The following is a 26,304-nucleotide window of genomic DNA, read 5'->3' as shown; positions in this document are numbered from 1 at the left end:
ATCACAGTTTCGAAGCCGTCACCGCGTCACGAATTTCTGGAATCGGCATTTTGCTCATCGAGCCAGTTTCCAAACGATTTTGTTTTCGCTCTCGGAGAGATGGTGGAGCTACCAGATCGTTCCTACCGATCAGAGAACGTAGTTGCAGCCTGGAGATTTGATATCCAGTCCGAAAAGATGGCGGCCATCCCGGTTGAGGGCATGCTTTGCGAATTGGACCCTGGTGACTGAAGCCTTGCACTTTTGAGCGCCAAACCAGCTCTCAATAAGATCGCCTTGCCGCGACCTACCTACAGGACGCGTGAAATGGCCGAACAATGGGGCGATGCGATAGCACATAACCCCGAAATCGAATGTGCGTCTCGGGGTTATGTTGAATTGCGAGGTCGTTAGCGCGTCCGCCGCCGCTCGCGGGCGGACTCCGCCAGGTCTTCCAGTACGGCGACCGACATGTCCCAATCGATGCAGCCGTCGGTGATGGACTGGCCGTAGACCAGCGGCTTGCCGGGAACGAGATCCTGGCGGCCGGCGACGAGGTTGCTTTCGATCATCATGCCCCTGATGTCGTTGTTCCCGGCGGCGATCTGCGCGGCGACGGATTTGACGACAATCGGCTGGTTCATCGGGTCCTTGCCGCTGTTGGCATGGCTGGCATCGACGATGATGCGGGGGGCGACGGCGAGCTTGACGGCTTCGTTCGTGACAGCCTCGACGTCGGCAGCTTCATAGTTCGGCCGCTTGCCGCCGCGCAGGATGATGTGGCAATCCTCATTGCCTGTCGTCGAGGCGATGGCCGCTTGGCCGTCCTTCGTTACCGCCGGGAAGTGATGCGGCTGCGAGGCGGCGAGGATGGCATCCAGCGCAACGCGGACGCCGCCGTCGGTGCCGTTCTTGAAGCCGATCGGGCAGGAGAGGCCGGAGGCGAGCTGGCGATGGATCTGGCTTTCGGTCGTGCGCGCGCCGATCGCGCCCCAACTGACGAGGTCGGCGATGTACTGCGGCGTGATCGTGTCGAGGAATTCGACGCCGGCGGGAAGGCCCATCGCATTGATGTCGAGCAGCAGACGCCGGGCAATGCGCAAGCCTTCCTCAATGCGGTAGCTGCCGTCGAGATGCGGGTCGTTCATCAGACCCTTCCAGCCGACGGTGGTGCGGGGCTTTTCGAAATAGACGCGCATGACGATCTCGAGATCGCCGGCGAAGCGCTGCCGCTGTTCCGTGAGCCGAGCGGCATAGTCCCTGGCGGCAACGGGATCATGGATCGAGCAGGGGCCGATGACGACGATCAGGCGATCGTCTTCGCCCCGAAGAATTTGGTGGATCGCATCGCGATTGCTGGTCACGGTCTTGCTGACATCAGCATTGCGGGGAATTTCCGCGATGATATCGGCAGGCTTGGTCAGGGGGGTAATTTCGACGATACGCAGATCGTCAATGGTATCAGACACGGTATGGCTCCTGTTTGGTCATACCCGCGCGGAACAAAAAAGCCGCCAGGTAGACTAGCGGCTGTTCGGGTTGTCGTCGCGTCGAATTCAGTTACGCATAGACCCGCATCCGCTGTGAGCAGCGGTACCAATAAAATCGCGAGGCGTAGATTGATGTGATCGACATGGGGCGTATGTAGTGTCACGCCTGCGCGTTGTCACGCAGAATTTTCTGTCTGGAAGCTGGTGCTTTTGCGGGAGGTGCAACGGAGATGAAATCGAGAGCGCGCCACAGAGAGCGCGGTGAACTAGATGAGGAGCGGCTGCGCAACTTGGGTCAAACGACATACCGTCTCTTGCGCTTTATGGATGTATTAGGCGTGGTGCTCCACCACAGGTTCCGTCTTGCTCACCAGAGCCCGTTTGAAGAAATGACGGGAAGTTGGATTGGGTGTCGATGAACAGGAGAGAGACTACACGGCAGCCATTCACATTGTTCCCTGCCAGCCGAATACCAAGATTGGTGGAAAATATGGGGTCGGGGTTCCAGTGCTCATAGCGTCCGGTATCAAGGAGTTTATCGCGTTCGGCAAGAAAAGCCGCTCTCAGGAGACTCTCTTCGTCAGCAGAGATTGGCTTCGCCTGTGGAGCAAGTTCGAGATTGCAGGAACGTCTTGTTTTGCCGCCATGCGGTGGATACTCCGTTTCGACCACGACAAAACGGTCCCCTGGAATTCCCCAACGCTGTTCGGCCACGTCGTAGCCGGGCATGATGGCCTTGGTAGATCCGGCCATCGTCGGCGGCGCTGCGATCCTCAGGCTTTGTCCCAAGTCGCGTAATCCCGTTGCATCGAAGTCTTTGCCCGTTTCTATTGCAACTCGGCACTGTGTAAACAAGTCTCGCCAAACGCCGGAAATGTTTTCGCCAGCGTTGGCGGAGGCTATCAGAGCCAAATTCAGAAGCACTGACAAGGTGATATGGCGCAAGCAGAGTTTCCTTTATCACTGGCATCGCCGCGGTACCCGAGATGATAATGGTCTCGGGGGATGCACGAAGCACGTCGCACTCAATCTCACTCATGCGACGTGCGCGCCAAGTCGTAGTCCATGCATATCGCCCGGGCTTGCTACCGGGCAATATGCATTTGCACTGTTTTAATGAGATTACAGGGCGTCGACGTTGACACCGACGGTGATGGCGCCGATCGGCGTGCCTTTGTCGTCTGAAATCGTGACGCTTGCCTGCGACTGCAGCGTCTGGGTCGATTCATCTTTTTCGATCTCATCGACGAACACGGCGTCCTTGCCGGCTCCGAAGGACTTCTGGAACTTGCCCTCGTCGCCCTGCCAGTAGTCTGACGTGACGTCGCTTTGGCCGACATTCAGGCCCTTTGCATCCATGACAAAGATCTCGGTGATCTTGCCGCCGGAGGCTTCCTTCTTTGCCTGAAGGAATTTCGAGAGCGCATTGTTGAGCACGCCGTCGATCATCGAGTGGTCGGAGCCATCGACTTCGGCACGCCACTTCTTGTCGAGGGCGTCGATATCGGCCGCGCTCAGATTGGCGTTCGTAGCGTCCTGCGCCTTGATAGCCTCGATGATGGCGGGGTCGTTGAGCCAGGGCGTTACGTCGCTCTTCACGTAGTCGAAGATCGGGGCAAGCTTGGCATCCTGTGCCATGGATGCGCCCATGGGCATGGCAAATGCGGTGCAGGCCAAAAGAAATGCGGGCACGATTTTCTTCATAGTGTTTCCTTCCTGATTATGGGTTGCTGCGGCATAAGGCTTATCGAACGCGGATGATGTTAGAACTCCTCCCAGGCACCGGGAGCAGCGGCAACGGCGACATTTCCTGCATGCCGCTGTACGAAGGCTCTGGGCTCGGGACGAGAATGGCGGGCGGGTTGCACGGGTTTGGGCTGGCTGGCGGCAGACGCGCCGACGACGAACCTGCCTGCCGAGTCCTGCAGAAGGCGTCCCTGCTGCAACAGTTCCTGGCAGGCCGCGTTCGTTTCCTCGACCATCGCCGCGTTCTGCTGTGTCGCCTGATCCATCTGGTTGATCGCGCCGTTGATTTCCTGCAGACCCGTCGCCTGTTCGCGATAGGACTGGACGATGGAGGCGATACTGTCGCTGATGCGGTTGATCTGCTCCTCGATCTTCAGCAGGGCGTCGCCGGTTTCGTTCACCAGCCCGACGCCTGCGGCAACCTCCTGACCGGACACATTGATCAGGTTCTTGATTTCCTTTGCCGCATTTGCAGACCGCTGGGCGAGTTCGCGCACTTCCTGCGCGACAACCGCAAAACCCTTTCCGGCTTCGCCGGCGCGTGCGGCTTCGACGCCGGCATTCAGTGCCAGCAGGTTTGTCTGGAACGCGATTTCGTCGATGACGCCGATGATGCGGCCGATCTGGCTCGACGACGTCTGAATCCGGTCCATCGCCCCGATTGCATCGCGCACCACCGTCGCCGAGACATGGGCGCTCCGCTTGGTTTCCTCGACCAGCTTCCCGGCATTTTCGGCTCGCTGCGACGATGTTCGGACCGTGGTGGTCACCTCATCCAGCGCGGCGGCGGTCTGTTCCAGTGCTGCCGCCTGTTGCTCGGTCCGCTTGGCGAGCTGATCTGCGGAGGATGCCAGCTCGCTTGACCCGCCTTCAACAGCGACGGAGGCGGTCTTGATTTCTGTCAGCGCGGCCGCGACCGCTTCGACCATGTTGTTGAAATCCTGGCGCAATTTGTCGAATTCAGGACCGAGATCGGCCAAGTGTATCGAGAAGTCGCCTGCGGCAAGCTTTTCCAGCGAATTTGCAAGAGCGGTCATGACCAGCCGCTGGGTGTTGCTGGCCTCTTCCGTGAATAATGCGTTGCGCGCCCGTTCGGCGTCGAGCGACGCGCTCTGCTCGGCAGCTGCCTGCTCTCTTTCGACCTTCGCAATCGCTTCATGGCGGAAAACTTCCAAGGCGCGGGCCAGAAAGCCGATCTCGTCGCCATTTTCCTTGTGGGTGACGGGAGAGGCCAGATCGCCTTTCTGCAACGCGCTGATTCTCTCGCTGAGGATCCTGATGGGCCGGCCAACGAGGCTGCGCATGGCGAGCAGGAAGGCGATGACGGCCAAAGCAGTGATCACGGACTGCGTGAGCAGCGAAACGAGAACCTTCTGCCTGACTTCGGAAGCGATTTTTTCGACAGACCAGTTCGTGACGATGTAGCCGGTGGCCTTGCCTGCCTTATCCAGCGGAAGCGGCGCGATGATCGTGACGACGCCGGCCGATGTTCCGCTATCATCGACAGTCGTCTTTTCCGGCTTCGCGCTCAGACGCTTCGCCAGATCGGCGGGTGCAGGCAAACCGTCGATGCCGTCGCGTGTCCACGTATCGACGGAGGCTGGTTCCGCGTTGAATGCGGCAAACTGTACAAGATCGAGCGAGGGGTCGTCGCGGTAGAGCGAATAAGCCTCACGAACAGCATTCGCCTTCCCCCATTTCACGCCGCCCGCGGCCAGAGATGCAAACTGCTCCGCATCCTTGGACCAGTTCGCCTTGGCGCCATCGATCAACGCCCGGGTTTCGTACATCCAGGTATAGGTGGCTAAAGCGGAAATGCCGCAGAGGTTGACGGCAACGATAATCGCCGCCAGCTTGGCTGTCAGAGGCATCGTTTTCAAAAATTGGAACATTCCGCGGCGGCCTAGAATTGCGGCTCAGTCGGACATGTACCCGACCGGCATATCAATACGGGCATCGACGCTGACGGTCACATCACGAGCGCTCATGCCCATGTCCTGATAGCAACCCAAAACGCGCAAACGCAGTGTGTATTTGATGTGTGAATAAATCATAAAGTAGAAGGGAATGCTGGGCACGCGCGGGCCATTCGCCTTGCTCCCCCGCCGCGCGGAGCCTTGCGAACCGGCGGGTGAGGAGTGCCTCCATCGCGCCCGGGAGATCAGCTATTTTCCGCCACGGCCTCTTCGGGCTCGGCGTGCCGGCGCTTGCGGCCGCGCGCCGTCAGTTCCGCGCCGGCGTCGTGTGGCAGGCGCAGGAAGGTGATGCAGGCCAGCGCCGAAATCGCCGAGACGCTGAAGAAGGCGATGTGGAAATCCGAGACCAGCAGCCTGTCGTCGTGGAAGCTGCTGGAGATTTCGAGGATGCCGCCGGCGATCGCCACACCCATCGCCATGGAGATACGCTGGGCAACAGCATTGATCGCGGTTGCCTGGCTGCTGTCGGCATCATCGACATCGCCGAAGGCCATGGCGTTGACGCCCGAGAAAGCCATCGAGCGGAACAAGCCGCCGATCAGCAGGCAGGCCATGATCAGGAACAGCGGCGTTTCGGCGGTGAACAGGCCGTTGATGCCGAGGAAGATCGCCGCCAGCAAGGTGGTGAACGATATCACCGTGCGGAAGCCGAAGGCATTGAAGGTGCGCGAGGCGGCGAATTTCGAGCCCATGGAGCCGAGCGCGCTGACGAAGGTGACCGAGCCCGATTGCAGCGGCGTCAGTCCGAAGCCAAGCTGCAGCATCAGTGGCATCAGGAAAGGCAGGGCGCCAAGCCCCATGCGGAAATTCGAGGCGCCGAGGATTGCCGCCCGGAACATCGGGTAGCGGAACATCTTCGGATCGAGAAGCGGATAGGGCACGCGGCGGGCATGCAGGAGGTAGAGGAGGCCGGCAAGGATGCCGATCGCAACCGTGACATAACCGTAGATAACGGGCACTGCCGGCAGGCTGATCACCGACAGGCCGAAGACGAAGCCGGAGAAGCCGAGGCCGCAAAGGAAGAAGCCCGGGAAATCCATCGGCCGAGGACTGCGTGGCTCGACCGCCGGCAGGAAACGGGTGACAAGGATGATGCCGAGCACGCCGATCGGGACGTTGATCCAGAAGATCCAGTGCCAGGTGAGGTAGGTGGTGAGGAAGCCGCCGATCGGCGGACCCATGATCGGACCGATCAAAGCTGGAATGGTAAGCCAGGCCATGGCATCGACGAGTTCGTGACGCGGCGTTCCCCGGACCAGCAGCAAGCGGCTGACCGGCGTCATCATCGAGCCGCCGGCGCCCTGGATCAGGCGTGAGATGACGAAGGCCGTGATCGAATTGGAAAAGGCGCAGGCGATCGAGCCGATCATGAAAACGAAGATCGCCATGCGGAAAATGTTGCGCGCGCCGAACCGATCGGACATCCAGCCGCTGATCGGAATGAAGATCGCCAGCGCCACGAGATAGCTGGTGACGGCGAGCTTCAGCGCGATCGGCGAGGTGCCGATATCGGCTGCGATCGCCGGCAGGCTGGTGGCGATCACGGTCGAATCCATCTGTTCCATGAACAGGGCGACCGCAAGGATCATGGGCGTGAGGCGGGGCACGGGCAACCGGAATGCAAAGAGAAAAAGTGCGGCGCCATGGGCGTCGGTCAGGATCGGTTTGTTTCTAAGGCAGCGATGCGCCTCTGTCCATGAAGTCGATGTCGCATGCAGCGTGTCGGCGGAATGAGGGCCGGCTTGCCGCCGCCGCGCTTTCCTGAAATAGATGCGCCGTCAGGTGCCCGCCGTCCAGGCGGGAGAATCGGGAATCCGGTGCAAAGCCGGAACGTGCCCAACGCTGTAAGGCCGACGCTTGCCGCTTCATCACGCCACTGGCTTCTCGCCGGGAAGGCTGCGGCAGACGGATGACGCTGAGTCAGAAGACCGGCCTGGCTAGATAGACCGATCCGCGCGGACGGCGGGGCGGTTGCGTTGTTGGGGATTTGACGATGCGACCCTTTGATGAGGATGCCCTTTCGGCGGCGTCCGGTTTTTCCTTGGCCGAACGCGAGGCCGTCTATCACGCGATCATGACGCGGCGCGACGTTCGCAGCCAGTTCCTGCCCGATCTCTTGCCGGATGATCTTGTGCAGCGGCTGCTGACGGCGGCCCATCATGCACCCTCCGTCGGCTTCATGCAGCCGTGGAATTTCATTCTGGTGAAAAGCGCAACCGTGCGGGCGCGCGTCCGGGATGCTTTTGCGAGGGCCAATGAGGAGGCGGCGCTGATGTTCGAAGGCGAACGGCGGCAGGCCTACCGATCGCTCAAGCTCGAAGGCATCGTCGAGGCGCCGCTCGGCATATGCGTGACCTGCGATCCCACCCGCAGCGGCAGCGTAGTGCTGGGGCGCACGCACAATCCCAGGATGGATAGCTATTCCACAGTCTGCGCCATCCAGAATCTCTGGCTTGCGGCGCGGGCGGAAGGGGTCGGTATCGGTTGGGTCAGCATCTTTCATGAAGGTGACCTGAAGAGCATTCTCGGCATACCTGAGCATATCGAGGTGGTCGCCTGGCTCTGTGCCGGTTTCGTCGACCGGCTCTATGACGAGCCGGAACTGTCCGTCAAAGGCTGGCGGCAGCGGCTACCGCTCGAGGAACTGGTCTTTCATGATGGATGGGGACTGAACATCTAGGGCCGTGCGGTCGAGCATGGCCTCAATCGCACAGTCACGCCATCGACAGTCAAGGTGAGTAAACCGATGTCGGTATCGCCGACGCCTGGCGAGGCCGAGGTATCTTTATTCCTTTATGCCGAATTCGGCATAACGGGATTTATCCCGAGCCCGACACTATGCCGAGTCCGTTCTCTAAAGCTCGAGATTTTCGGTAGTCCAGCATCGAAAGCTCGGCATAATATTCTGTCTCCGCAACGGCAACTTAGCGGAGACACGCATGACTATTCCATCTTTTGAGACAATAAAGCGCTGGCAACTGATTGAAGATTGGCCACATCGGGCGAGCGTGGATGCGGTAATCACCTCCATGATCGACAAAGGCTACTCGTCTGAGACCATGGTCAGAGCCGTTCGATTTATCGGGGCCTTTGTCGAATACCAGAACAATCGTGACGGTGGAGAGCCAGAACGACTGGACGCTGGTGATATCGACCAGTTTATCGCCAGCCGATTGTCTTCAGGTGCTATAGCGAATGGTAATCGCATCGCTCTGCGCCGCCTGCAAATCGAACTCGTGAGAGCTGGTGTCCTATGCCCACCGGCAGAGAAAGCCGACCCGTCCGAGAAGGTCGCCACGCTTTACGGTGCGGAGCTATTTCGCCGAGGCTATTCGAAGCAGTCGATCACCGGGCATGTCTGGCTGGCGCGGCGATTTCTTCGAACCGTATTCTTCGAGCAAGGTGACATTTCCCACCTCACACACATCGAAGTACGCGCTTATTTGACGAACAACTTCGAAGGCCGGAAGAGCAACTCCCTTGGGACCTGGTTCTCGCACCTTCGGGTGTTGCTGCGCTTCCTGCACGCAACGGGGCTCACTGAGCATGATCTCTCCGCAGCGGTCCCGAGCCCAAGGAACCTGCGTTTCTCGGCATTGCCAGCTTATATGAGCGTCTCACAACTCAATTCAGTTCTGGAGGCCTGTGATCTGTCCACGATCCCTGGCCGCAGAGACCTTGCTGTGCTTCTACTGCTTTCGAAGCTCGGTCTGCGTGCAAGCGAAGTTGCCCTTTTGTCGCTTGATGACATCGACTGGCGATCAGGCCTCCTGCGTGTGAACGGCAAAGGCGGTAGGGTCGCAACCATGCCCCTTCCGAAGGACGTCGGGGCGGCAATATCGGACTACATCCTGCATGGACGTCCAACATCCGGGTCCCGCATTATCTTTCACAGGGTGCAGACCCCATGCACACCGTTCGAGACGGCCACACCCGTCATCCTGGTCGCACGCAGGGCGCTGAAGCGGGCGAAGATTTCAGGCACGCGGTCTCACCATGCGCATATTTTCAGGCACACCTTCGCCACGATTGCGATCAGGTCTGGCGTGGGCATGACCGAGCTTGCCCAACTCCTCCGCCATAAAGACCCTGATACCACCAGGATATATGCGAAGTTCGATATTGAGGGCCTGCGTTCCCTCTCACGGCCATGGGCAGGAGCGGTTCTATGATGGACATGTCCGATGCCCTTGAACAATATCTGACATTGCGGCGCTCACTCGGATTCAAGCTCCAAACTCAGGAGAGCCGTCTGCGCAATTTTGTGAGGTATGCGACTGCTCGTGGCGAACTGCGGGTAACCGCGAAGACTGCGGTGGATTGGGCAAACCACCAATGTGGTCCTTCAACGTGGTCGTCGCGCCTTTCGACGGTCAGAGCTTTTGCCCGTCATCTCCAGGTGGTCGACCCCCAAACCGAGATTCCGCCTTCGCACATCTTTCCACCACAACGAAGACCGCGTCCCTTTATCTATTCGGACGAACAGATCGCCGATCTCCTGAAGTCGATGCTCGACATGCACCCTGGAAGCTTCCGAGGGCCGACATATCATTACTTCTTCGGCTTGCTGGCATCCTCCGGACTTCGGTTCTCGGAGGCGGCGCGGTTGCTTCGTGAGGATGCCGATCTGGAAGCAGGCATGCTGACGATCCGTGAGACGAAGTTTGGAAAGACCCGCATTGTGCCGCTGCATCCCAGTACGACGCTGGCGCTTCGGCGGTATGCGTCAATCCGTGACGATCACGCGGTCAGACGGGTTAGCAAATACTTCTTTACCGGAGACCTTGGCAGGGCCCTGATCCATGCCAACCCACACTTCTCCTTTATCCTCTGGACACGCCAGACGGGACTGAGGCAACCGGATGAACGTGACGGTCCCAGGATACACGATCTCCGCCACACCTTCGCCGTTCGAACGCTGCTGTCCTGGTGCCGGGATTGTGAGGACATTGAGCGGCGATTGCCGGAGCTTTCGACCTATCTCGGGCACAATCATGTCAGCGCCACTTATTGGTATCTTACCGCGCATCCCAATCTGCTGGATCAAGCAAGACTTCGCCTCGACGCAAGGTGGGAGATGGCAGAATGACCAATCCGCTACCTCGACTGATTGAACGCTTCTTTGGACAGCGCCTTGCTCGCCAGCGCAACGTGAGCCCACATACGATTGCCTCCTACCGCGACACATTCAAGCTCTTCCTGAAGTTCGCACATCGCCGAACCGGCAAATTTCCGTCTGATCTGCGACTGGAGAATTTCGATGCGGAGCTGGTTGTCGCGTTCCTTGACGATCTGGACTCCGAGCGCCACGCCAGCCCTGCGACGTATAACCTTCGGCTGACGGCAATCCGGTACTTCTTCCGTTTCCTGGCCTTCGAGGAACCAGTATATAGTGGGCAGATACAGCGTGTCCTTGCGATCCCAGGCAAGATCGGGTCGAAGCGGGAGGTGCAATTCCTCACCCGCAGCGAGATCGAAGCGATTCTTTCGGCTCCTGATCGACGAACCTGGGTTGGGCGTCGTGACCATGTTGTGATGTTGACAGCCGTGCAGACAGGGATGCGCCTCTCCGAACTCGTGGGCCTTGATCGAAGTGCCGTCACCATCGGCACAGGGGCGCACATCCGGTGTTTCGGGAAGGGACGCAAAGAACGCACTACGCCGATAACCAGAATGCTCAATGTTGCGCTTAGGGCCTGGTTGAACGAGCCACCGGTTGGAAACGGCAATGCTCTTTTCCCGACCGTTCACGGTGGGCGGATGAGCCCTGATGCCGTTCAGTATCTTCTGGCAAAACACGTGTCGACGGCGTCGAAGGGCTGCTCGTCATTACGATCAAAGCGGATATCACCCCATGTCCTTCGACACAGTGCCGCGATGGAGTTGCTGGATGCCGGTGTCGACAGCACGGTGATCTCATTGTGGCTCGGCCATGAGTCCACGCGGTCCACACAGCCATACTTGCATGCCCACCTGGCAATCAAGGAGGCCGCTCTAGCCAAGATCGATCCGTTCAATGGACAATCGCCTGGCCGGTTCAGGGCTGGCGACGAGTTATTGGCGTTTCTCGACAAACTTTGATCCTGCCGGAGCAATTGACATCGCGGTGAGGGCCGCGATGTCAATGCCGAGCCCACCAATCATCGAGGAACTTTCACTGGGTGGGAAAGCGCCAATTGCGGTCATTTGGATTACGCGCTACGGCTGCACCTATGTCTCTTCGTAGATAGTCACGGAAAGATGATGATGACGCAGTACGATGATTTAAACTTACTCGATGACTGGCTTCTTAGGCAGGCCATTGAGCAAGCGGAGCGCCGTGTCCCCATTGACGAAGAACTGGTGCCGGAATCGGTCGCGCAACTAGGTCGAGTTTATATTCATCTCTACGTGCAGACAATTTTTGAGGGGGAGGTCGGAAACGGCGGCCTTCATCAATTTTTCGAGAATTCGTCAGGCGCGTTGGCACCCATCGTTCGAGATGCGTTGGAACAAATGAATTTATCGGATTACGCGAACATCATGGGGGAACTCGTCACTGCTCTCGGGCCTGAGTATCCATTCGATCAATCAGCAAGGCTGGTAAAGATGCAGTCCAATCCAGCGTTCCAAGAAATGTTAGATCGCGGATATCAAGCAATAGATGTCTGGACCGAAGAGTTCTACCTTGCGCGCGCTAAGTATGCGAGAGACAACGGCGTTGTAAAATGACGCAATGCACACCCTCAAATCGCTTAAATAGCGGACGGTCAGCGACTGATTTCTATTCGTGTTCGGACATTCTCGGGCGTCATGTCATATCCAATCGCGCGTTTGCCGGACCAGTTTATGCCAACAGCAAGCCCATCTCTTTTCAGTCCGGAAAGCCAGCGATCCAGGAATTCTGACAGCTCAATTCGACGCGTTCGGAAACTGTTATATGCAATGACGTTGTCGATGACCTTCTGGGCCCTGCTTTCCAAAGACCAGAAGGGCATTGCGGTCTCGCCATCTAAATTCGTCGATGTAGGGAACCCCTCACCATCTTGAATCGACCAAACGCTTCCGTGTGCGATGACCTCGCTAAAAAATCTCTCGGCTTGTGCAGCTGCGGTGCTCATTTCCTCATCAAAGCATTGAAGGCAAAGGTCCGCAATAGGCCGAACCCGGTCTTCCAACGCGTTCAAATTATGCCGAGCTTTCAATCCTGGATTACCGGAAATCTCGGGATTTAGGGAATGGGCTCGGCATAGTATCGGGCTCGGGATAAATTCCTGACCTTCACATCGATACGCTGAAGGAGAAATCCCGGAATTTCCAATAGATATTCGGCTATCGGCGGCTCAATCGGAGGATAACGGCCCAATGAACATCATCGACTTGAAGGAACGAATCATCGTGATCACAGGCGGTGCGCGCGGCATCGGCTACGCTATCGCAGAGCGCGTCATCCAGTCTGGTGGCAAGGTGGCCATCTGGGACCTGAACGAAAACATGGCGAAGGACAGCGCTTCCGCACTCGGATCTGGCACGGTCGCTTTCGGCGTTAACGTCGCAGATCCCGTATCAGTGAAAAACGCGGCGGCGACGACCGAGGAGATTTTTGGCCGTATCGACGGCCTCGTCAATTCCGCCGGGATTACCGGTCCGGTAAAGCCCACGATCGAATACGATTTCGGTGAGTGGAAAGACGTCGTCGATGTCTGCCTCACCGGAACCTTCAATTGTTGCCGGCACGTCGTTCCGGTCATGCTAAAGCGCGACTACGGGCGGATCGTGAACATCTCCTCGGTTGCGGGCAAGGAAGGAAATCCGAACATCGCCGCCTACAGCGCAGCGAAAGCTGGTGTGCTGGGCTTCACCAAGTCGCTTGGCAAGGAACTCGCAAAGACAGGAATCGCCGTGAACGCGGTAACGCCAACAACAGCAAAGACACCTATATTGGACGGGCTGACATCCGAGTTTATCGAATATATGCGCGTCCGCATTCCGCGTGACCGTTTTGTTGAACTTCGCGAGATCGCTTCGATGGTCGTCTGGCTGCTCTCCGAGGAGAACTCCTTCACGACCGCATCGACGTTCGACCTGAGCGGCGGTCGTACGACCTACTGACCATGCTCAAGCGGCCCGCATTCACATCCCGCCGCACGTTCAAGTGACATCGCCGCCATCTCATGCACCCCGGCACAACGCCGCTATGGCTCCGCCACCGCACTCTAAGCTGTTCAATCACTGCTGCTGTTGCGGCTGCGGGCCCGGCGTTGCCGGATTGGCGAGGTCGATCGAGCCCTGATCGCCGGCCAGAAACTGCGGGCCGACCTGACGGACGCGGTTCTGCGTCGGATCGTAGGGGCGCTCGGGAACGGATGGTTGCGGCGCAGCTGCTGCGGCATCCTTCGCCGGCGGATTGGTGCGGATGGTGGTGATCGAGCCCTGCTGCGGCGGTTCGCTCACCGCCTGCTTGCCGCGCATCTCCTCGTAATAGGCTGTGAGATTGCAGGCGCAGGAGGACTTTTCCCCGGGCGTGCGGTTCTTGTAGGCAAAGGCATTTTTCATGGCGCTGTAGGGCGTGCCCGTTGCGACCGAGATCATGTTCGAGGCTTCGGTGCTCGTCACGTCACGATAGAACAGTTCGGTCTCGATACCCGGGCACATCTTGGCGCAGGTCTGGGCGTCGCGGCCGAAATCGACCGACGTGGCGTTCGAGCTGATCGGGAAGAAGCCGCCGTCGCAGCTGCGTACGCACATGGTGCTGACCGGCGAGAGCATCTCTGCCCGCGGCACACCGTAACGCGGATCGATCTCTTCACCGCCGCCGAGCGGAATGAAGGTATCGGTGCGCATCGCCTGTTCTTCGACGCTCGGAGCCGGTTCATTGGCGCTGCGATCGCTCGGGGCATAGAAGTTTTCGCTGTTGCAGCCATTGCGGTCGAGAGCCGCGACCAATTCGTGGCGCGCGTCGTCATCGGCGCCAGTCTGGCCGGCCAGCTCGTTGCGGCGGTCCTGGAGATAGCGGATATTGTCGATCATGCGCGCTTCGGCCTGCGAAAGTTCGGCGCAATAATCGGCATTCTCGCCGCCGATCACGACCATGCTGCCCGAGGTGCAGTCATTGCTGCGCAGCTCGTTGCGAACCTTGCGCAGTTCGAGGTTCTGTTCGGCCATGGCGCTGGAATATTGGCGGGCTTCTGGACCGTTGCCATTGCCGATCGATCGCGGCAGGTCGGCGAGGCGGCCGCGCAGGTCCTCACAGACGGCGCTGCTTTGCGCGGCGGCAGGCGCCGCAAAGGCAAGGAGAAGGGCAAGAGACAGGTTTCGGCGTTTCACGGCGTCGTCCCGGAATGAGCAAAGAATCGATCGGTCGATTGCGGCCTCGATCGCCGCGCGTTGTCTCTTAACGTGTTTCTCTTAATAAGCTTGGAGAAATTCCTAGCGCATTTTCGCGATCTTATCCAGCAAATGCGGGCGGCCTATCTGGTGGGGAATCTGCTGTGCCGCCAAAAGCGGGACTTCCTTCTCTCAATTTTCCGGGACTCGATTCTTCTTCTCGCTCGCCAGACCAGCTTTCATAGCTACCTCCGCCACTAACCCTCAACGAAGGATAGGGAGAATTCCGGTCGCTGCAATGCCGCCTGGCGCCGGGTAGGTTTACAGACGTTGCATTCTTTACGATACCGCATCTATGACGCCTCGATGACGGCCAGTGCTTCGATGTTGACGCCGCCGCGGGAGGTGATCAAGGGGCGGATACGGGGACAGGTCATCGCAAGCCGCGGTGATCTTGCGGCGGGCGCGGCGAAGGCGAGAAGGGCGGAGACAATGACAAGCATATCCAACGAGCTTCGCTCTGCTGCGACGTCAGGCGGGATAGCGGCAGTCCAACACGGCCTCCACGTCTTCGTGGACGGTTGCTATGAACCCGGTTCCGGGCACGGGGGCTGGGCATTTGTCGCCTATCGCGATGCCGCGGAGATCGCCTCCGGCTTCGGTGGCGTCGAAGATTCCGCCAATAATTCGATGGAATTGACCGCCGTCCTTAAGGCGGCAATCTGGATCAACAGCGACGCAAGCGGCGAGCCGGCGACCGTCTGGTCCGATTCCGTCTATGCCGTCACAGGCTGTAATAGCCGGCGACATATCTGGAAGAACAACGGCTGGAAGAAAAGCAACCCGAACGGGAATGCTCGAAGCCGAACGATCGCCAATGCGGAACTCTGGAAAGCGGTCGATCTTCAACTATCCCAGAATGGTCTGGTGACCATCGCCTGGTGCAAAGGCCATTCCGGCGTTGCCGGCAACGAGCGCGCGGATGCGCTTGCGGATAAAGGGCGCCTGTCGTTGCGGAGTGCCTGATACGGCATCAGGACATGTGTCGGAGCGGCTGCAAGGGCCGCTCGTACCAAAGGATTTTATCCCAGGCCCCGCGCCTGATATCTGCTGCATATCAACCGGCTGCAGATGCTCGGGACAAGCCCGAGCATGACGAGGAGTTGGCCGACTTTGTCAGCAGTCTGAGCCGGCTCAGGCCGGTTGCGATGCCTCGACGACAGCGAGTGCCGCCATGTTGACGACGCCACGGGAGGTGACCGAGGGGGCGAGAATGTGGGCGGGCAGGGCGGTGCCGAGCAGGATCGGGCCGACATGCAGGCCGTCCGTCATCGACTTCACCACACCGAGCGTGATGTTGGCGGCATCGAGGTTCGGGAAGACCAGGAGGTTCGCCTCGTCGTGCAGGGTCGTGTCCGGCATGACGCGCTTGCGCAACGCTTCGGTGATGGCGCTTTCGCCGTGCATCTCGCCGTCGACCTCAAGGTCGGGCGCGGCTTCGCGCACGAGCTGCAGGGCGTTGCGCATCTTCGTGGCGCTTTCGGATTCACGCGAGCCGAAATTGGAATGCGAGACCAGGGCGGCGCGCGGCGTGAGGCCGAAACGGCGGATTTCCTCGGCGGCCAGCACCGTCGCCTCGGCGACCTCCTCGGCGGTCGGATTGAAGGTGACATAGGTGTCGGTGAAGAAGGTGGCGCCGCGCTGCGAGATCATCAGGCTGAGGGCTGAGAAATCGCGGACGTCCTTGCGCTTGCCGATGATCAGGCGGACGTCGCGCAGATGCTTCTCGTAACGGCCTTCCAGGCCGCAGATCAGCGCATCGGCCTCGCCGCGTCTCAGCGCCAGCGCGCCGATGACGGTGGTGTTGGTGCGCACGATCGTGCGGGCGGCTTCCGGGATAACGCCGCGGCGGCCGACGAGGGAGAAATAGAGATCGACATATTCGCGGAAGCGCGGATCGTCTTCCGGGTTGATGACCTCGAAATCCTGCAGCGGCCGGATGCGCAGGCCGTAGCGCTTCAGGCGTGTCTCGATGACTTGCGGGCGGCCGATCAGGATCGGTTCGGCAAGGCCTTCCTCGAGCAGCACCTGGGCGGCGCGCAGCACGCGTTCGTCCTCGCCTTCGGAGAAGATGACGCGCTTGCGCTCGGCGGCCTTGGCGGCGGTGAAGATCGGTTTCATGACGAAGCCGGAGCGGAAGACGAAGCGGTTTAGCTGGTCGAGATAGGCGTCGAAATCCTGGATCGGGCGGCGCGCGACGCCACTCTGTTCGGCGGCCCTGGCGACCGCAGGCGCGATGCGCAGGATCAGGCGCGGATCGAAGGGCGAGGGGATCAGATAATCGGGGCCGAAGACCGGGGTCTCGCCGGAATAGGCGCGGGCGGCGACATCCGACGGCTCTTCGCGGGCAAGGGCTGCGATGGCGCGCACGGCCGCCATCTTCATTTCCTCATTGATCGTCTCGGCGCCGCAATCGAGCGCGCCGCGGAAGATATAAGGGAAGCAGAGGACGTTGTTGACCTGGTTGGCGAAATCCGAGCGGCCGGTGCAGATCATCGCATCGGGGCGGGCAGCTCGGGCGAGATCCGGCATGATCTCCGGCGTCGGATTGGCAAGCGCCATAATCAACGGCTTGTCGGCCATCTGCGCCAGCAGCTCCGGCTTCAGCACGCCCGCGGCGGACAGGCCGAGGAAGACGTCGGCGCCGCCGATATTTTCGGCCAGCGTGCGCGTCTCGCTCTTCTGGGCATAGATGGATTTCCATTCATCCATCAGCTCGACCCGGCCCTCATAAACGAGGCCTTCGAGATCGTGGACCCAGATGTTTTCGCGTTTTGCCCCGAGAATGACAAGCAGGTTGAGGCAGGCAAGGGCGGCGGCACCCGCGCCGGAGGCGACGATCTTGATGTCGGCGATGTTCTTACCGGCGAGTTCCAGCCCGTTCAGGATCGCGGCGGCGACGATGATCGCCGTGCCATGCTGATCGTCGTGGAAGACGGGGATCTTCATCTTCTCGCGCAGGCGCCGCTCGACTTCGAAACATTCCGGCGCCTTGATGTCCTCGAGGTTGATGCCGCCGAAGGTCGGCTCCAGCGAGGCGATGGTCGAGACCATCTGCTCGACACCTGCGGCGTCGATCTCGATATCGAAGACGTCGATGCCGGCGAATTTCTTGAAGAGCACCGCCTTGCCCTCCATAACCGGTTTGGAGGCAAGCGGGCCGATATTGCCGAGGCCAAGCACGGCGGTGCCGTTGGAGATGACGGCGACGAGATTGGCGCGCGAGGTATATTCGGCCGCCATTTCGGGATTGTCGCGGATGGCAAGGCAAGGGGCGGCAACGCCGGGCGAATAGGCGAGCGCCAGGTCGCGCTGGTTGCCGAGCGGCTTGGTCGCCTGGATCTCCAGCTTGCCGGGGCGGGGATAGCGGTGGAAGAAAAGCGCCTGCTCGTCGAGATCGCCGCTCGTCAGGTTCTTTTCTGTTTTCGATTTTTCCGGGTGATCCATCGCCGCCTCCGTGCACGTCTTTTTTGGACTTTCTCCATACATCAATCGGATAACGGGGACAGTATGGAAATGCGGAGTGAGAAAAGTTTTCCTGCGGGGGCGGGGCGTGGATACGCCTCGCGCTTAATTTTCAACATCATGAGCTTTTGTCAGAGCCTCGCACCCTCCAAACTCTGCCACGGTGTTCGAGGCCCATTCCTCAACCTGCTGCCGTGACATGGCTACGTTCTCCTCTGCACCCATGTCGATAATCTTCAGGCTAGAACCCTCCATGCGTGCGATTGCCGCTCCGACCTGCGAATAGATCTCGGTCCCTGGTCCGCAACCATTCTTTTCCAGATATCCCAAAAACCGCGACTTCAATGATTTCGGTTTTGCGCCGCAGTATTTCTCTGCAAGAGCGAAGGCGAGTATCTGATATTCGAGGCCCATAAAGCGTAATTCGATGGGCTCGTTTTGTTTGAAGCTGTTTCTGCAATAGTTAGGCGATTGCGCAACGGCCGCTAAGGGCACCGAGCAAATGAGCGTGGCAAGGCAGGAAGAACGAAACAAGCGTAACTCCTCATTGGATGATCGCAAATATCAGATGTGGTCACGGAAGCTCTAAGGCGAATAAACGTACGCTTTGCGTACAAGTAAAACTAGATTTCGCGGACAGGTTATTCTGAGTCGGACGTGATCCGCTTACCTTCTATTGATGTGATGGCCGCCTCGGTTAGCTAATCCTTTTGGAAAACTTGTCTGACGACCTCAATGGGCGCAGGATGCCGGCTGCGACGGTGCGGGGCGCCGGTCGCATGGAGGAAATCATGGACAATTTGAACCTCACGACCCTGCAAAGGGGGCAGACGATGGTCAATGACGTGGCCATCGATGCTTTTGCCGCCGGATTTCGCGGCAGTCTCCTGACCAGTAAGGACATGGATTACAATGAAGTGCGGACGATCTGGAATGCGATGATCGACCGCCGGCCTGGGCTTATCGCGCGTTGCGCCGGTGCTGCCGATGTTGTGCGGGCGGTGCGGTTTGCACGCGACAATAATCTGCTCCTTTCGGTGCGTGGCGGCGGCCACGGCATTGCCGGCAATGCCGTCTGCGAGGGCGGTGTCGTCATCGACCTGTCAGCGATGAAATCGGTGCGGGTCGATCCGCAAACGCGGCGCGCCAGGATCGAGCCGGGTGCAACACTTGCCGATGTCGACCAGGAAACGCTGGCCTTCGGGCTGGTGCTGCCGACCGGTATCAATTCCACCACCGGCATCGCCGGCCTGACGCTCGGTGGCGGTTTCGGCTGGCTGACCCGCAAATTCGGGCTGACCATCGACAATCTGCTCTCGGTGGATGTGGTGACGGCCGATGGCGAGCTGGTCAAGGCGAGCGAGACTGAGAAGCCCGATCTCTTCTGGGCGCTACGCGGCGGCGGCGGCAATTTCGGCGTCGTCACCTCCTTCGAGTTCAAGCTCAATCCTCTCAACACAGAGGTTCTGGCGGGGCTCGTCGTGCATCCCTTCGCTGACGCGGAAAGTGTGCTCAAGGAGTACCGGCAGGCGCTGGAGACGGCCCCTGACGAGTTGACCTGCTGGGTGGTGATGCGCCAGGCGCCGCCGCTGCCGTTCCTTCCGGCCGAATGGCACGGCAAGGAGATCATGGTGCTCGCCATGTGTTATTGCGGAGACATCGCGGCGGGCGAAAAGGCGACGGCCAGATTGCGGGCGATCGGAAAACCGATTGCCGATGTCGTCGGTCCGGTGCCGTTCACCGGCTGGCAGCAGGCATTCGACCCGTTGCTCACGCCCGGTGCGCGCAATTACTGGAAGAGCCAGGATTTCGCCTCCCTTCCGGATGCGGCGATCGACGTGCTGCTCAACGCCGTGCGCAAGCTGCCCGGCCCGGAATGCGAGATCTTCATCGCCCATATCGGCGGCGCGGCCGGCCGTGTGCCGACCGAGGCCACCGCATTTCCGCAGCGCAGCTCGCATTTCGTCATGAATGTTCATGCGCGCTGGCGGGAACCGGGGATGGACGCAAGCTGTACCGGCTGGGCGCGGGAGCTTTTCGAGGCCACCAAGCCGCATGCTGTGGGAACCGCCTACATCAACTTCATGCCTGATGATGAAGGTGATCGCGTCGAAGAAGCCTACGGCGCCAATTACGCTCGTCTTGCCGAAGCCAAGCGGCGCTACGATCCGAACAATCTGTTCCGGATGAACCAGAACGTGAAACCGATGGCGGCGGTGCGCGCTGCCTAGCCCGACCATGCCCGCGCTCGGGTGATATACTCGGGCGCGGGATGAGGCGCCAATCGCTTGTCACCCTTCGGTGAGTTCGATCAATTCCTGCAACAGCGCCGTGTCGTCCGAACCGGCATGGTCGTCAGGCTTCAGAACATGGGCAAGCCATGCTCCGTCCGCCGCCAGGCGAACGATCTCGAGCCGCATTCCCACGTCTGTTTCGGCGTGCCTGACAAGCCGGTCATTCATCCATCTATGCCACAGAGACTTGGAGTAGGGGTCGGCAAGCACGGTCATCGTCTGCGCCGACCACGGGCTGTTGTTGAGGGCGCGATCAGCAAACAGGGTGCGGACATAGGCGCGGGTGAATGTGCCGCGGCCGCCCTTATCCTTTTCCAGTTCTCCATTGATCTCACGGTCGAGGCTTTCCATCATGCCGTCGAACACGGCCTCTATAAGCGCCTGCTTATTGGGGAAGTGGTGAAACAGACCTCCCTTGGTCACGCCGGCAGCACTTGCGACCGCCTGCAAGCTGACGGCGGCCAGACCATGTTCCAGCGCCAGCTTGGTGGCGCAATCGAGAAGAGCCTGCCGCACGACATCCGGCTGTTTCTTTCTGTTGCGGGGGCTATCTACCAATGCATGACCTGTGTTCGAGATAAGCTTCGCGCCGAGGCGCCCGAGAGGATCAGTATCACTCCCGGGATCGCCGGGCCATGGGAACTCCAAATATGATAATGCTATCATACCGACCGGTAGGTATCTTGAAAAGCGAAAAAATATCGACTATCTGTCGGCTCAGGAGGCCCGCCGAACGTCATGTCGGCGGGCTGTGCTTTTTTGGATCCCAGCGGGACCATCGGGAAGGCCTTTGAACATGCTTCTTCGTACGAAATCATTGTGTTACGCGCTAACGCTGGCACTTTTCCTGGGCGCAGGTCTTCCGGCTCACGCACAGGAAGGTGGCGCGATGCCGCCTGCTGCCGTCAGCGTCCTGACGCTCAGTGCCCGCCCGCTTCCCGTGGTCAGCGAATTGCCCGGCCGCATTGCCGCAACGCGCGTCTCGGAAGTGCGGGCCAGGGTTTCCGGCATCCTGCAGGAACGGGTCTTCGAGCAGGGCAGCCTCGTTCATCGGGGCGACGTGCTCTACCGGATCGATCCGGCGCTATTTCGGGTCCGGGTGGCAAGTGCCGAGGCAAGCCTCGAGCGTGCCAAGGCGACGCAGCTGAATGCCCGCCAGCAGTTGGACCGGCAGAAGTCGCTGCGCGACCGCGATGTTGCAAGCGGTATCGAATACGATGCGGCAGCCGTCGCCCTTGCCCAGGCCGATGCCGATGTCGCGCTGGCGCAGGCCGCACTCGACGAAGCGAAGATCAATCTCGGCTATACCGAAGTTCGTGCGCCTATATCAGGCATCATCGGCGGCGCGCTGGTGACGGAAGGCGCGCTGGTGACGGCCGATGGCGGCGATGCGCTGGCGATGATCCAGCAGATCGACCCCGTTTATGCCGACTTCATGCAATCCTCCGGGGACCTGCTGGCACTGAAGCGGGCAGTCGAGAACGGCAGCCTCACATCGACCGAGCCAGGCAAGGCCGACATCAAACTCGTCTTCGACGACGGCACGGACTATGGCGAAGCCGGTAAGCTTCTCTTCAGCAGCGCCAGCGTCGATGCGACGACGGGTCAGGTCACCCTTCGCGGTGAATTCCCCAATCCGAAGGGCGACCTGCTGCCGGGCCTTTATGTGCGTGTCCGCATCGAGCAAGCCGTCCGGGAGAAAGCAATCCTCATCCCGCAGCGCGCCGTCATCCGCACGGCCGACGGCAAGGCGCAGGTCTATGTCGTCCAGGAGGGAGATGTGGCGCAACCGCGCGACGTCGAGCTTGGTCAATCCGCCGGCAATGAGTGGGTGGTCGAAAGCGGCCTGTCGGCAGGCGAACGTCTCGTCGTCGACGGCGGCCAGAAGCTGCAGCCGGGCGCAGAGGTCGCGCCGGAAGAGTGGCGGGATGGTCAGCTCGCGTCCGGTGACGCCAAGAAGCCGGAGTAAGGTCGATGGCACGTTTCTTTATCGATCGCCCGATCCTAGCCTGGGTCTTTGCGATCTTCATCTCCATCGCCGGCCTGATCGCGCTGCCGTTCCTGCCGGTCGCCCAATATCCCAAGGTCGCGCCGCCGCAGCTCAGCATCACCACCAGCTATCCCGGCGCATCGCCGCAGGATATCTATCAGGGCGTCACCCGCCAGATCGAGGAAGAGCTGAACGGGGTCGAGCACCTTTCCTATTTCGAGTCGACGTCGGATACATCGGGCGCAATGACGATCACCGCGACCTTTGCGGCCGGCACCGATATAGACCAGGCCTCCGTCGACGTTCAGAACGCGATACGCCGCGTCGAACCGCGGCTGCCGCAATCCGTCAAGGATCAGGGCATCACGGTCGAGGAGGCATCGTCCGGCTTCCTGATGTTCATCTCGCTGACCTCGACGGACGGGAAGACCGACGAGGTGGCGCTCGGCGACTATCTCAACCGGAACGTCATCGGCGAGCTGCGCCGTCTCGACGGAGTCGGCCGCGCGCAGCTGTTTGCGTCGCAGCGGGCGATGCGCATCTGGATCGATCCCGACAAGATGGTCGGCCTGAACCTCACCGCATCCGACATCAGCGCGGCGATATCGGCGCAGAACGCCCAGGTCGCAGCTGGCCAGATCGGCGCGGCGCCCAATCCGATCTCGCAGGACCTGACGGCGACGGTGCTGGTGAAGGGGCAACTGACCGACATCAAGGAGTTCGGAGACGTCGTGCTGCGCGCCAATGCCGACGGATCAAATGTCAGGCTGCGTGATGTCGCGCGCATCGAAGAGGGCAGCGAGAGCTACAGCTTCTCCACCCGCTTGAACGGGCAGCCGAGTGCTGCCATCGCCATCCAGCTGTCGTCGACGGGCAATGCCGTCAACACGTCCAACCTGGTCAAGGCGAAGATGGAGGAGCTCTCACGCTTCTTTCCGGCGGGTGTCGAATATTCCGTTCCCTATGATACCAGCCCGTTCGTCTCGGCATCGATCGAGAAGGTGGCGCATACGCTCGCAGAAGCCGTCGCGCTCGTCTTCGTCGTTATGCTCATCTTTCTGCAGAGCTTCCGCTACACGATCATTCCGACGCTCGTCGTGCCCGTCGCGCTGCTCGGGACGCTTGCCGTCATGTATGCCGCAGGCTTCTCGATCAACGTGCTGACGATGTTCGCGATGGTGCTTGCCATCGGCATTCTCGTCGACGACGCCATCGTGGTGGTGGAAAACGTCGAGCGGCTGATGGCGGTGGAAGGGCTATCACCGAAGGACGCGACCAAGAAGGCGATGCGGCAGATCACCGGCGCGATCCTCGGGATTACGCTGGTTCTCTCCTGCGTTTTCGTGCCGATGGCGTTCTTCCCGGGTTCAACCGGCATCATCTATCGCCAGTTCAGCCTGACCATGGTTGTTTCAATCCTGTTTTCGGCCTTCCTGGCGCTGTCACTGACGCCGGCGCTCTGCGCCACCTTCCTGAAGCCGATCAAAGGACATCATGAGAAGAAGGGCATCGCCGGCTGGTTCAACCGCAACTTCGACCGCCTGACCGGCCGTTATGCCCGCACCGTCGGGGGACTGGCCAAGGGCTCCTGGCGGGTCATGGCCGTCTATGTCGCGCTGCTCGTCGGCCTTGGCTATCTCTTCGTCAACCTGCCGAGCAGCTTCGTGCCGGATGAGGATCAGGGCTTCCTGATCGTCGACGTGCAGGGACCGCCGGAGGCGAGCCGCAACCGCACGGTGGCCTCGCTCGAAAGCATCGAGGCGATCTTCAAGAAGGAGCCGGCCGTTGCCAATGTCGTCGCGATCCAGGGCTTCAGCTTCTCCGGGCAGGGACCGAACGCCGCCCTGGTGTTCGTCACGCTCAAGGACTGGGCCGAACGCGGCGCCGGCAATTCGGTGCAGGAGATTTCCAACCGCGCCAATATGCAGCTGTTCGGCCTGAAGGATGCCACGTCCTTCGCGCTGTCGCCGCCGCCGATCGAAGGTTTCGGCACGACCAACGGCTTTACTTTCCGCCTTCAGGATCGCGGGGCGAAGGGCCAGGCGGCACTGACCGAGGCGGCGGGAATGCTGCTCGGCAAGGCATCTGAGAATCCCATCATCGCCGGTATCCGCCCTGAGGGCATGCCTGACTCGGCCCAGCTCGTGCTGGTCATCGATCGCGAAAAGGCAAATACCTTCGGCGTCGCCTTCGCCGACATCAACAGCACGATCACCGCCAATCTCGGATCGAGCTATGTCAACGACTTCCCGAATTCGGGCCGCATGCAGCGCGTCATCGTGCAGGCGCAGGACAAGAGCAGGCTTCAGGCGGAAGACCTGATGAAGCTCAATGTCCGCAATGCGAGCGGCGGCATGGTGCCGCTGTCGTCCTTCTCCGTCGCCGAATGGCAGAAGGGACCGGCGCAGATCGTCGGTTATAACGGCTACCCCTCCGTGCGCATTTCGGGCGCTCCGGCGCCTGGATATTCATCGGGCGCGGCAATTGTCGAAATGGAGCGGCTGGCCTCGGAACTTCCCGACGGCTTCGGCTTCGAATGGACCGGCCAGTCGCTGGAGGAGCTCAGATCAGGATCGCAGGCGCCGTTCCTGTTCGGCCTCAGCATTCTCTTCGTCTTCCTGCTGCTGTCGGGGCTTTACGAGAGCTGGTCCATCCCGCTGTCGGTGATGCTGGTCGTGCCGCTCGGCGTCATCGGCTGCGTGCTCGCGGTGATGAGCCGCGACATGTCTAACGACATCTACTTCAAGGTCGGCCTGATCGCGATCATCGGGCTGTCGGCGAAGAACGCCATCCTGATCGTCGAATTCGCCAAGGACGGGTTTGCTGAGGGGAAGTCGCTGATGGATGCCGCGATCGAAGGCGCCCGTCTGCGCTTCCGGCCGATCATCATGACCTCGCTCGCCTTCACTTTGGGCGTGGTGCCTCTGGCGATCGCCACCGGGCCAAGTGCGGCGAGCCAGAATGCCATCGGCACGGGCGTGCTTGGCGGCATGATCTCGGCGACGGTGCTGGCGATCTTCTTCGTTCCCGTCTTCTTCGTCTTCGTGCTGCGTCTCTTGAGGACGAAGCGGCCGGAGACTGTGAATGAGGAGGCTCCGGCCGGGCAGGAAGCTGCGCCGGTGACGTCGCCGAGCTGAGGTGAAGAGTTGGCGGGTTGCCTTGCGCAACCCGCCACAGACCTTTGCGGCGGTTCGATTTAAGGAGTTATGCAATCGGCTTCGGCGTAAGCGTCACGTCGGCGCCATAGGCATCGCGCAGTTCGCCTTCCTGTCCCGGCTGCCGGTCGGCGGCCTGATGCAGCAGGATCGACTCGTATCCTTGCGAGCGCGTCCCCTCGATCAGCGTGATATCGGCGTTGCCAGGATTGTCGGAGCGCTCGAACCACTCGACAGGGCGGTGCAGGAAATTCATTTCGACCGCCCGGTTGGTGACGCCATGACCGACGATCACGAGGTTGTGGTCGCTATTTTCGGCGTCGTGCATGACGGTCTGGAGGAACAGGCGCACCCGCTGGGCCACATCCGCCCGGCTTTCGCCATCCGGCGGTCGTGCGTAGAACTTGCCGCTGTTGCTGCGCAGCCTCGCCCATTTTTCGAACTCCTCGGGAAACTTCTGCTTCTGTTCGGCGTGGTCATAGATTTCGGTGAAGAGACCGAAATCCTGCTCGCGCAGCAGATAATCTTCCCTGATATCGCCGACGACGCTTTCCGGCAGGGCTTCGAGCAGCGCATCTTTGCTCTGCCGCGTCCTCAGAAAGGGCGAATACCAGATCTGCAGCTTGCCGAAACCGGCGCTCGGCAATGCCTTGAGATAGGAGGCGATCACGCCGCCTGCCTCAAGTGCCTGCCGATGGCCCCACCGCGTCAGCGGCACGTTGTGATCGCCGAATTGGCGGTAGGCCTGTTCGTTGATGTTGCCGAGGGATTCGCCGTGGCGAACGAGAAAAAGACGCATCAGCCATCCCGCATTGTCGGATATGAATCGCCGCCATCATGAAC

Annotated in this window: 22 protein-coding genes and 1 riboswitch; of the genes, 10 read left to right on the top strand and 12 right to left on the bottom strand. The window is 60.2% G+C overall.

Features of this window, described 5'->3' with window-relative positions; all coding sequences use genetic code 11:
* Positions 1–389 precede the first annotated feature (389 nt).
* The 5 genes from CUJ84_RS11685 to CUJ84_RS11665 all read right to left on the bottom strand — a co-directional run bounded on the left by CUJ84_RS11685 (position 390) and on the right by CUJ84_RS11665 (position 6,780).
* On the bottom strand, positions 390–1,448 hold the full coding sequence (locus CUJ84_RS11685) for a 3-deoxy-7-phosphoheptulonate synthase (RefSeq protein ID WP_018445143.1): 1,059 nt from the start codon (positions 1,446–1,448) through the stop codon (positions 390–392).
* A 342-nt stretch (positions 1,449–1,790) separates the two neighbouring features.
* Entirely contained in the window at positions 1,791–2,414 is a 624-nt protein-coding gene (locus CUJ84_RS11680; protein WP_105006327.1) for a hypothetical protein, read from the bottom strand.
* A gap of 177 nt (positions 2,415–2,591) precedes the next feature.
* Positions 2,592–3,173 (bottom strand): hypothetical protein, encoded by a 582-nt coding sequence (locus CUJ84_RS11675; RefSeq protein WP_105006326.1) that lies wholly within the window; start codon positions 3,171–3,173, stop codon positions 2,592–2,594.
* Positions 3,174–3,232: 59 nt separating this feature from the next.
* The gene (locus CUJ84_RS11670; RefSeq protein WP_105006325.1) at positions 3,233–5,107 is read right to left on the bottom strand and encodes a methyl-accepting chemotaxis protein; all 1,875 of its coding nucleotides are present in this window, start codon (positions 5,105–5,107) and stop codon (positions 3,233–3,235) included.
* 269 nt (positions 5,108–5,376) lie between these two features.
* Positions 5,377–6,780, bottom strand: a complete 1,404-nt coding sequence (locus tag CUJ84_RS11665; RefSeq protein WP_105008163.1) for an MFS transporter — start codon at positions 6,778–6,780, stop codon at positions 5,377–5,379.
* Positions 6,781–6,954: 174 nt separating this feature from the next.
* Positions 6,955–7,142, top strand: a riboswitch (cobalamin riboswitch).
* Between the two features lie 42 nt (positions 7,143–7,184).
* On the opposite strand from CUJ84_RS11665, the gene bluB reads away from it, so the two are divergent.
* From bluB to CUJ84_RS11640, 5 genes are all read left to right on the top strand, one after another.
* The gene (gene bluB, locus CUJ84_RS11660) at positions 7,185–7,871 is read left to right on the top strand and encodes a 5,6-dimethylbenzimidazole synthase (RefSeq protein WP_105006324.1); all 687 of its coding nucleotides are present in this window, start codon (positions 7,185–7,187) and stop codon (positions 7,869–7,871) included.
* A 259-nt stretch (positions 7,872–8,130) separates the two neighbouring features.
* Positions 8,131–9,363: a tyrosine-type recombinase/integrase gene (locus CUJ84_RS11655; protein WP_105006323.1), complete on the top strand. Its 1,233-nt coding sequence runs from the start codon at positions 8,131–8,133 to the stop codon at positions 9,361–9,363.
* Positions 9,360–10,280 (top strand): tyrosine-type recombinase/integrase, encoded by a 921-nt coding sequence (locus tag CUJ84_RS11650; protein ID WP_105006322.1) that lies wholly within the window; start codon positions 9,360–9,362, stop codon positions 10,278–10,280. Before CUJ84_RS11655 ends, CUJ84_RS11650 begins: the two co-directional genes overlap by 4 nt.
* Complete coding sequence (locus tag CUJ84_RS11645) at positions 10,277–11,272, top strand: tyrosine-type recombinase/integrase (protein WP_105006321.1); 996 nt, start codon at positions 10,277–10,279, stop codon at positions 11,270–11,272. Before CUJ84_RS11650 ends, CUJ84_RS11645 begins: the two co-directional genes overlap by 4 nt.
* A gap of 165 nt (positions 11,273–11,437) precedes the next feature.
* On the top strand, positions 11,438–11,902 hold the full coding sequence (locus tag CUJ84_RS11640; protein ID WP_158686929.1) for a DMP19 family protein: 465 nt from the start codon (positions 11,438–11,440) through the stop codon (positions 11,900–11,902).
* A 38-nt stretch (positions 11,903–11,940) separates the two neighbouring features.
* On the opposite strand, the gene CUJ84_RS11635 is transcribed toward CUJ84_RS11640, so the two are convergent.
* Positions 11,941–12,291: a DUF2750 domain-containing protein gene (locus CUJ84_RS11635; protein ID WP_105008162.1), complete on the bottom strand. Its 351-nt coding sequence runs from the start codon at positions 12,289–12,291 to the stop codon at positions 11,941–11,943.
* Between the two features lie 244 nt (positions 12,292–12,535).
* Between CUJ84_RS11635 and CUJ84_RS11630 the strand changes: the two genes are divergently transcribed.
* A complete protein-coding gene (locus CUJ84_RS11630; RefSeq protein WP_105006319.1) occupies positions 12,536–13,282 on the top strand; it encodes an SDR family NAD(P)-dependent oxidoreductase in 747 nt (248 codons plus the stop codon).
* Between the two features lie 117 nt (positions 13,283–13,399).
* Here the strand turns inward: CUJ84_RS11630 and CUJ84_RS11625 are convergent, their stop codons facing one another.
* Together CUJ84_RS11625 and CUJ84_RS37930 are read right to left on the bottom strand one after the other, a co-directional pair.
* Positions 13,400–14,497, bottom strand: a complete 1,098-nt coding sequence (locus tag CUJ84_RS11625) for a DUF2865 domain-containing protein (protein ID WP_105006318.1) — start codon at positions 14,495–14,497, stop codon at positions 13,400–13,402.
* Positions 14,498–14,850: 353 nt separating this feature from the next.
* Entirely contained in the window at positions 14,851–15,000 is a 150-nt protein-coding gene (locus CUJ84_RS37930; protein WP_158686928.1) for a hypothetical protein, read from the bottom strand.
* On the opposite strand from CUJ84_RS37930, the gene CUJ84_RS11615 reads away from it, so the two are divergent.
* Positions 14,990–15,523 (top strand): ribonuclease H family protein, encoded by a 534-nt coding sequence (locus CUJ84_RS11615; protein WP_105008161.1) that lies wholly within the window; start codon positions 14,990–14,992, stop codon positions 15,521–15,523. The genes CUJ84_RS37930 and CUJ84_RS11615 overlap by 11 nt on opposite strands.
* A gap of 168 nt (positions 15,524–15,691) precedes the next feature.
* On the opposite strand, the gene CUJ84_RS11605 is transcribed toward CUJ84_RS11615, so the two are convergent.
* Positions 15,692–18,004 carry an NADP-dependent malic enzyme gene (locus CUJ84_RS11605; protein WP_105006315.1) on the bottom strand — a complete coding sequence of 771 codons (2,313 nt, stop codon included), beginning with the start codon at positions 18,002–18,004 and terminating at the stop codon, positions 15,692–15,694.
* Between the two features lie 123 nt (positions 18,005–18,127).
* On the bottom strand, positions 18,128–18,556 hold the full coding sequence (locus CUJ84_RS11600; protein WP_105006314.1) for a hypothetical protein: 429 nt from the start codon (positions 18,554–18,556) through the stop codon (positions 18,128–18,130).
* Positions 18,557–18,813: 257 nt separating this feature from the next.
* Between CUJ84_RS11600 and CUJ84_RS11595 the strand changes: the two genes are divergently transcribed.
* Positions 18,814–20,253 (top strand): FAD-binding oxidoreductase, encoded by a 1,440-nt coding sequence (locus CUJ84_RS11595; protein ID WP_105008160.1) that lies wholly within the window; start codon positions 18,814–18,816, stop codon positions 20,251–20,253.
* Positions 20,254–20,313: 60 nt separating this feature from the next.
* Here CUJ84_RS11595 and CUJ84_RS11590 read toward each other — a convergent pair whose 3' ends face one another.
* Positions 20,314–20,874: a TetR/AcrR family transcriptional regulator gene (locus CUJ84_RS11590; RefSeq protein ID WP_105006313.1), complete on the bottom strand. Its 561-nt coding sequence runs from the start codon at positions 20,872–20,874 to the stop codon at positions 20,314–20,316.
* 238 nt (positions 20,875–21,112) lie between these two features.
* Here CUJ84_RS11590 and CUJ84_RS11585 point away from each other — a divergent pair, with 238 nt between their 5' ends.
* Together CUJ84_RS11585 and CUJ84_RS11580 are read left to right on the top strand one after the other, a co-directional pair.
* Positions 21,113–22,285, top strand: coding sequence for an efflux RND transporter periplasmic adaptor subunit (locus tag CUJ84_RS11585; protein WP_105006312.1), 1,173 nt, complete (start codon positions 21,113–21,115; stop codon positions 22,283–22,285).
* Between the two features lie 5 nt (positions 22,286–22,290).
* Positions 22,291–25,443: an efflux RND transporter permease subunit gene (locus CUJ84_RS11580; protein WP_105006311.1), complete on the top strand. Its 3,153-nt coding sequence runs from the start codon at positions 22,291–22,293 to the stop codon at positions 25,441–25,443.
* 67 nt (positions 25,444–25,510) lie between these two features.
* Here the strand turns inward: CUJ84_RS11580 and CUJ84_RS11575 are convergent, their stop codons facing one another.
* Complete coding sequence (locus CUJ84_RS11575; RefSeq protein ID WP_105006310.1) at positions 25,511–26,260, bottom strand: histidine phosphatase family protein; 750 nt, start codon at positions 26,258–26,260, stop codon at positions 25,511–25,513.
* Positions 26,261–26,304: the final 44 nt, after the last annotated feature.

Origin of the sequence: Rhizobium leguminosarum (assembly GCF_002953715.1) — a bacterium.
In the GTDB taxonomy this organism is placed as follows: Bacteria; Pseudomonadota; Alphaproteobacteria; order Rhizobiales; family Rhizobiaceae; genus Rhizobium; species Rhizobium leguminosarum_V.
Note: the sequence above shows the minus strand (reverse complement) of the source record. Positions and strands in the feature narration are given on the sequence as shown.